7 protein-coding genes are annotated in these 7,784 nt (G+C 41.7%); 2 read left to right on the plus strand and 5 right to left on the minus strand.

The annotated features are described in order from the left end of the window. Position 1 precedes the first annotated feature (1 nt). Together EVJ32_RS11595 and EVJ32_RS11600 are read left to right on the plus strand one after the other, a co-directional pair. Positions 2-1,972, plus strand: coding sequence for an alginate lyase family protein (locus tag EVJ32_RS11595; RefSeq protein ID WP_131458548.1), 1,971 nt, complete (start codon positions 2-4; stop codon positions 1,970-1,972). Between the two features lie 14 nt (positions 1,973-1,986). Further along, positions 1,987-3,414, plus strand: coding sequence for a lipopolysaccharide biosynthesis protein (locus EVJ32_RS11600; RefSeq protein ID WP_131458549.1), 1,428 nt, complete (start codon positions 1,987-1,989; stop codon positions 3,412-3,414). 108 nt (positions 3,415-3,522) lie between these two features. Here EVJ32_RS11600 and EVJ32_RS11605 read toward each other — a convergent pair whose 3' ends face one another. The 5 genes from EVJ32_RS11605 to EVJ32_RS11625 all read right to left on the minus strand — a co-directional run bounded on the left by EVJ32_RS11605 (position 3,523) and on the right by EVJ32_RS11625 (position 7,295). Then, on the minus strand, positions 3,523-4,152 hold the full coding sequence (locus EVJ32_RS11605; RefSeq protein WP_131458550.1) for a tyrosine-type recombinase/integrase: 630 nt from the start codon (positions 4,150-4,152) through the stop codon (positions 3,523-3,525). 63 nt (positions 4,153-4,215) lie between these two features. After that, the gene (istB, locus tag EVJ32_RS11610; protein WP_131458551.1) at positions 4,216-4,986 is read right to left on the minus strand and encodes an IS21-like element helper ATPase IstB; all 771 of its coding nucleotides are present in this window, start codon (positions 4,984-4,986) and stop codon (positions 4,216-4,218) included. Continuing rightward, positions 4,983-6,482: an IS21 family transposase gene (istA, locus tag EVJ32_RS11615; RefSeq protein WP_131458552.1), complete on the minus strand. Its 1,500-nt coding sequence runs from the start codon at positions 6,480-6,482 to the stop codon at positions 4,983-4,985. Before istA ends, istB begins: the two co-directional genes overlap by 4 nt. 109 nt (positions 6,483-6,591) lie before the next feature. Beyond that, entirely contained in the window at positions 6,592-6,837 is a 246-nt protein-coding gene (locus tag EVJ32_RS11620; RefSeq protein WP_131458553.1) for a site-specific integrase, read from the minus strand. A gap of 5 nt (positions 6,838-6,842) precedes the next feature. After that, positions 6,843-7,295 (minus strand): sigma factor, encoded by a 453-nt coding sequence (locus tag EVJ32_RS11625; RefSeq protein ID WP_131458554.1) that lies wholly within the window; start codon positions 7,293-7,295, stop codon positions 6,843-6,845. Positions 7,296-7,784 lie beyond the last annotated feature (489 nt).

A 7,784-nucleotide genomic window follows, 5' to 3' on the forward strand; every position in this document is an offset into this window, starting at 1 on the left:
AATGAAAAAAATAGAAAGATTATTGCTAAGAGCAAAAAAAATCTCTAAAAAACAATTAATGTTTAGGTTTTCAGAGCTAACAATTAACCCGATTTATCATCAATTGAAAAGAAAAAGAATAATAAGAAATATTAGTGAGGATTTTGAGAGTTTCTCTTCGGATTTTAATCTTTTATCTCGAAATCAGGAATGGTACATTGAAAATTGTAAGGAATTTACAAATATAATAGAAGAAGCTGACAAAATGGAGAGAAATATCTTCAATTTGTTGGGTACTAATGATGTTCAGTTTAATAATAAAATACCTTGGAATTTTGATTTTAAAACGAATTTTTCGTGGCCAAATGGAACATACTATAAAGATATTAATTTAATAGATTTGAATAATAGAGCTGATGTAAAAATACCATGGGAATTGTCTAGATTCCATCATTTATTTACATTAGGAAAAGCTTATTTTTTAACAAACAACGAAAAATATGCGCTGAAATTTAAAGAACAAATTGAAGATTGGATAGCTGAAAATCCGTATGAAGAATCGATTAATTGGACAAGCACAATGGATGTCTCAATTCGGGCGGTAAACTGGATAGCTGTATACTCTTTTTTTAAAAATTCTCCTTCGATTAATAGCGATTTTTGGAAGAATTTTAATTCATCTTTATATCAACATGGAATTTATATTTTTAAAAATCTTGAAAATAAAGGATACTTTACAGGTAATCACTATCTATCGAATATTGTTGGTTTGATTTGGTTGGGATTGTATTTTAAAGGATACAAATATAAAAACATTCTAAACAATCATGACAAGTGGTTAGAGAAAGGTTTAAAGGAAATAGAAAATGAAATGATCGTTCAGACTAATACTGATGGTACAAATTACGAGGCTTCTACTTCATACCACCGTTTAGTAACCGAATTCTTTCTTTTCACAGCAATAATATGTAAAAAATACAATGTGAATTTAAGTGAGTTTTACAACAAGAAACTCGAAGACATGGTGGAATTTATTTATTATATTACTAAGCCGAATGGAAATTCACCTATAATTGGTGATGCAGATGATGGAAGACTTTTGATTTTATCTTCATATTATTCTTGGGATAGACGAGATTTTAATAATATTTTAATCATAGCCGGAATTTATTTTAACAGAAATGATTTTCTGGACATAGGAATGAAGTATGGTGATGATGTTTTATGGCTTCACAGTAAATCAATTGATAACAGTGAAAATACTGGTAAAGTTGCAAGGCTAACATCTAAAAAATACGAGCATGGTGGTTATTATATTCTAAGAAATTCAAGTGTCTATGTATCAATAAGGTGTGGAGAATTATCATTTAGAGGAGAAGGTACACATAGCCATAATGATCAATTAAGTATTGAGTTAAATGTAGGAGGAAAAGATTTTTTCATTGACCCAGGAACATACACCTACACATCGGACTATATAATGCGGAACTTCTTTAGAAGTACAAGAATGCATAACACAGTTCAAATTAATAATAAAGAACAAAATAATTTTGAAGAAAAAGAACTTTTTTATATGGCTGAAGAAACTTTTTCAGAATGTTTAACTTTTGATGAAAATGAATTTTCGGGTTATCACAAAGGTTATTACTCTGAATTAGGTGTCTATCATCAAAGAAAGATTACTCTTGAGAAAAAATGCATATTTATCAATGATACTATTTTTAATGAAAGCTCACATAATAAGAACGGTTTATTGGTTCAGACTAGATTTATATTAGATCCAGCAGTTGAAATTTTAAGTCATGATGACAAAACAATATATTTGAAAAACGAAAAAGTAGAAATTAAGTTATGGAATCTTCATCCTCAAAGTAATTATAGTATTGATTCTACTGTAATTAGCAAAGCATATGGAGTGTTAGAGAGTAGCAAAGTAATTACGTTTGAGAGTTTGGGGGAAGGTTTGGATTTTAAAATTGAAATGGTACTTTGAAAAGAGGTGCATAAATGAAAGAATTTATATTTGACTTTGTAAAATATATCCCTTCGAAATTACTTCCGGGCTTAGTAGGAATTATAGCAATACCTGTAATAACAAGGTTATTTTCACCTAATGATTATGGGGTTTACTCAATCATAATAACGACTATAAACATTATGCTAATTGTGGGTAATTGGCAATTGATGTCTATAGTTAGATATTACCCTCATTATGAAGTTGAAAAGAAAGTAAACAAGTTTAATGAAAATATAATGTTCTCTTTATGGTTTACAATTATTTCGATTTCTTTTTTATTTATGTCTATGATTATATTATTAAATCAAATTATATCAGAACAATATCAATTTACAGTCTGGTTAGCTTTTTTTGTTGTTATTCTCACAATAGTATTTAATACTTTGCAAACATATTTCAGAGTAGTTAGGAAAGTGAACTACTATAGTTACTTTGAATCATGGAAAGGTGTTACTACTCTAACCTTTGGAATTTTATTTGTATTATTAATATCTGAAAATATTAATAATATGTTAATTGGATACATAATATCGCTACTAATTATCCTTCCATTTATGTATTTCAAGCTAAAAGGGACAGTTAAATTATGGAAGATTAGTTTCTCTAAAGACATTTTCAAAAAGATTAGCGATTATGGAGTCCCATTAGTCATAGTTAACCTATCTGCATGGATACTAAATTTATCTGATCGATATATTTTAAGTATATATCGAGGAGTAGAAGAGGTAGGAATCTATACTGCTAATTATGATATTGCAGATAAAGTTATGATGCTGATTGTAGGAATTTTTATAATGGCGTCAGGACCAATCGTGAATAGAATTTGGGAACATGAAAACGAAGAAAAGGCAAAAGAATTTTTAGAGAAAGTTGCTGGATACTATATCATTGTTTGCTTACCTGCCGTTATAGGATTGAGTATTCTATCCAAAGTGATAGCTGAAACCTTTTTAGGTGCTGGGTACAGTCAGGGTTACATAATTATTCCTTTTGCAGCTTTAGGAGCATTTTTATTGGGGTTACAGCAAAGATATCATGCAAGTTTTCAGTTTTTCGGTAAAAATTATATGATTGCAAAATTAGTAGGGTTTAGTGGAGGCGTGAATATAATTCTGAATATTCTTTTGATTCCCACATACGGATATTTAGCAGCTGGTGTCACAACATTAATTTCATATTTAGTTCTATTGATACTTATTATTTTCTTTTCCAGAGAGTTTTTCAAATGGAAATTTCCTACTTCTGAATTTATTCAATCTGCATGTTCTTCATTAGTTATGAGTGTTCCCGTTCTTTACTTTGCATACTATGTTGAAATTCCAGTTTTTTTTCGTATTTCTCTAAGTGTTATATTCGGAATAGTTACTTACATTTTGGTAATATTAATTTTGAGAATATTAGAAAAAGTGAATAGATAAACTAAAAGTATCAAACAAATAGTTAAATAATTTTATTTAAAAAAATCCTCAAAAAATGAGACTTGAAAGATTAGTTAGATTCTTCCAAGTCTCATTTATGATTACTGTTTATCCATTTAACTCTTCAAGCGCTTTACGACTCTGTTCTTGTGACACATGCAAATAGCGCTCCGTCGTCTGGGTCGATTTATGACCTAATATGCTGCCGACAAGCAAAATATTCTGCGTTTGATCGTACAATGTCGTCGCAAAGCTATGACGCAACATATGACTCGTCAAGTGGAGACCGAGTTGCGCTTTCGCGATCTGTTTCAAGTCCTCGTTCACAAAGTTCGCCTGAACGACGCGGCCGCTCGGCATGAGAAAGACATAGTTGGAGTCTCCGACGTTTGGTCGGTCCTTCTCGATGTACGTCTTCAATTCTCGGGCGAGTCGAGGCGTCATCGGGATCAATCGCGTTTTGGCGCCTTTCCCTTTCCAGACGATCAGGAGGTTCTTCTCGAAGTCGAGATGATTAAGCTTCAACTTTAAAATCTCACTGATCCGGAGACCGGCGTCTCCCCCGACGAGATAAATCGTATAGAGCGTCGTGTTCCGCGCGTGATACAGGACGGTGTTCAGCTGATCACGGCTGAGGATGGTCGGTTGTTTTTGGACGCTCTCGCGCGTGACGATCCGGCTGAACGGGTTTTGTTTTACCCAGCGTCGTTCCATCGCGAACGTGAACAGACTTCGCACCGCTTGTGACCGTCAAGATGAAAAGACAATCTGCGATGATTTAGCCGCAACAATTTCCGATGACTAAATATCTTTCGTCTCCGGCTCGAAGATGACCGAGCGGTTTCTCATTCGATAGCTCTCCTCGTCCATCTGGATGATCTCGGCGCGATGAAGGAGCCGATCTAGGATTGCCGTGACGATCCCTTGCTCACCGACGAGGTCGCCCCAGCTCTCGGGCCGTTTGTTCGAGGTCAGGATGATCGAGCTTTGCTCATACAGCTCGTTGATCAGGTGAAACAGGAGGTTGGCCTCCCGTTGTTCCATCGCCATGTACATCATGTCATCAAGGATCACCAAATCCGACTCGACGAGTCGCTTGTATCGGACCTCGGAACGACGGATGAGGTTGCGCGTCTTCATGATGTGAAGTGCTTCCCCCATGGTCACAAAGCTCACCTTGCGCCCGCTCTTGATCGCATCGGCTCCCAGACCGATGGCCAGATGCGTCTTACCTGTCCCTGGGGGACCGAGTAAGATCAGGTTATGATGGCTGTCGAGCCAAGACAGTTGGCGCAACTGGTTGAGTTGGCGGATGCCGAATGACCGTACGTGAGTCAAATCAAACTCGTCCAGGCTACGCTCCACAGGGAAGTTCGCCCATTTGGTCAGCCGGTCCTGGAGCTTTTGTTCCCGGCGACCTTGTTCGTAAGTGAACACCTCGTGGAGGAGCTCATGATAGGTCCAGCGCTCCTGCTCGGCCCTCCGCAAAAGTGTCGGTAGCTCCGCGGCGCTCTCGACGAGCCTGAGCGTGCGCGCCGTCTTTTGAATTCCCTCGATCGGATGTGAGCTCATGATCTCAAGCCTCCCGTCATCAAGGAGATATAGGGGTCGAGTTCCCGGATGGCGACGGAAACCCCTTCGCGACCGCTATGTAGATTCTGTGCCAGAAGGTTCGCGCTGACCTGACCCGTCTCATAGAGCCGGGTCATCTCGGCCACGATATCTACTTTTTTATAGCTGTCCAGACGGCGGATGACATCGAACTGGTCCCTGACATACCGTGGGTATCGGATGACGATCTGGTCGAGGAACAGCTTGGCTTTTTCCTCATCCCCGAATCGCGCATAGAGGTCCTCGGTCTGCGCCAGAAGACGTCTAGTCTGGTCATGTCCGTGATCGGCGTCATGGACGAGCTCGCCTTTCCCACTCGCGAGCCCATGCTCGCAAATAATCTCGCCGGTCTCGTCGTCGACAATCACCAGTGTGTTTTCGGACGTACGCTCCAAGACCTGGACGATTCGTTTTTCTCTGTCCTGATATGTCCCAATCGGGACACTATATCGGGCACCGGCGTATCGGATGGTATTGTCCTTATGGACGGTTCTTGATACACTTGATACAAGGTTCGTTTCGAAAGAGACGGGTGAAGAGATCTTGTCCAGGTGCTGCTTTTCCAGGCTGTGCACTTCGCAAGGTCTCTTTTTTGTCGTCTCATGCCGTTTATGATTGGCTGTCCGGTCGAGCCATTCGATGGTCCGCTTGTTCCAGTCGGCGAGGTCGTGATAGCGACGGCCCGGAACGAAGTTGCCTTTCACATACTGGACGACCCGTTCGACTTTCCCTTTGGATTGCGGGTCTCGGGCACGGCACAGATGGACATCGAATCCACGGAACGACACGTAGGACTGGAAGCCCTCCGTCAACAGGAGGTCACCGGCGTTCTCGCTGACCGCGATGAGCGCGTCCTGGTCGTAGACCATCTCTGTCGTCATCCCGCCGAAGAAGCGGAACGCGTTCTCGTGACAGCGCACCATGTCTTTGACCGTGAACGGCCGGTCGAGCCATTCTACATACTTATAACGTGAGTGCGAGAGGACGAAGGAAATGAAACGACCGATCGACTCGCTCCCGTCCTCATGTCCCAGACGGGCCATCCCAAAGTCCACCTGTGTCTGTCTGCCTGGCGGAAGTTCTGGGATCGCGACGAACTGCCGTTCTTTCACGACTTTCCGGATTCCATGGTCGCGTCGCAGGTCACGGACATACAACCTGACTGTGCTCTCTCCGACCAGCAGTTCTGGATAGCGCTCCTTGAGCCAATCCTCGATCTGCGACGCCTTCAATGTCGGATATTCTTGCAGCCACTTCAAAATCTCTTCCCGATAGGGATCCAGTTTTCGTGTACGTCTCGCTTTCTGACGTTCCCACGTCTGGAATGTTTCTTGGTCCATCGACAGATAGTTGTAGACCCTGTTCCGACTGACGTTCAATGTTTCTGCAATCTGCGAGATGTTGAACCCTCTAGCTCTCATCTCATGTACGCTTCCGTGAATCATCCACTTGTCCACTCCTTGTGTCCTCCCCTGACGCTGTTTCTGAGAACAGTGTAGCGAAGAATTGATTGTTGTGGAAAGTGTTGCGTCGTAGTCGTCGCCAGTTGCCCTTTAAGTTTAGCAGTCACACCGCTATGATGTAGGACCGGACCGTATTGTCAGCTTTGTCATTGATGGATTGTTTGTAAGGGACGGCATGTTTCTTCTCGGTGACGTCTTGGATATAGACGGCACCACGCTCTAGCGCGAACTGTTCAAAGCGCCGCAGCGTGTTGCGGTACGATTTCAATGTCGTCTCGGGTTTCTCACGTCGTAGCTCCAAGTCTTTCAAATAAACAGTGATTGCATCGTTCAACAACATCTTTTTCATCGTGTTCACTCCTTCATCTGGATTGCCTCTCGCAGTTCGCGTTGGACGTCCGCCTTGTACGCCCGGAGCCGGCTCGGGGAGTAAGGCAACGTCTGTTCGGTCCCGTCGATCAAGTGGCAGAGGAGTTCGAAATGGCGTGGTGACAGCAACACCCGTTGTTCGTCGAGCCAGTCGTAGAAGCGGCGCTCGGACTCGATGCATTGTTCGGGCAGGCGTTCGGCGGCGACTTCATGTTTCAAGTGACGGGCGTTCTTTTGTTGGTGGTTCAAGATCGCTCCCCGGATGCGTTGGAAGCAGTACGTCTTCGATAACGTGCAGCCGCGGTTCAATGCCTCCCATAAAGCGATCCTTGCGATTTGGGCGCAGTCCTCCTGTTCATTCGGATGGATGTGTAAGTGGCGGATGACGTAACGAATCATCGGCTCCCACTCGTGAATTTGATCATCGATTGTGTTCATTGGTTTGCTCTTTCTCGAGCGCTCTGTCAATTTCCTAGGATGCTTCGAGTATAGTCATTGATATTCAATTTTCGGATGTTGCTCCACGGTCGCCTTTCGACTCCATACGTTATCCTAGGCCGATATTTCACGTAAGCTCTAGACTTATGTGTGATAAGACCGTTCGTCCATCGAGGATATCAATGAATATTTTCCGATTGGTCAAAAATAGGTGATTCGGTGAGGGATGCCATCCGAATTAACCGTAAGTTGGCTTCGTTTGATCAAGCAATTTAGAAGTTGGACGCTCCGTAAATGAGCGTTCTTTTTTATGTGTATCCAGTGACAATTACGGGAAGAATTATAGAGAAAGTGGAAGGGACTGTGTAGTGCAAAATAGGAGTGCAGAAGTGTGCAACGGAAACGTACACAACTCTGCACTCCTATTTTAGAAAAGAAAAAGGACTTGCCAGCAACCACAATCTCACCCTAACGTTTAAGTTGCGACAC

The organism is Exiguobacterium sp. SH5S4, from assembly GCF_004337045.1.
GTDB lineage: Bacteria > Bacillota > Bacilli > Exiguobacteriales > Exiguobacteriaceae > Exiguobacterium > Exiguobacterium aurantiacum_A.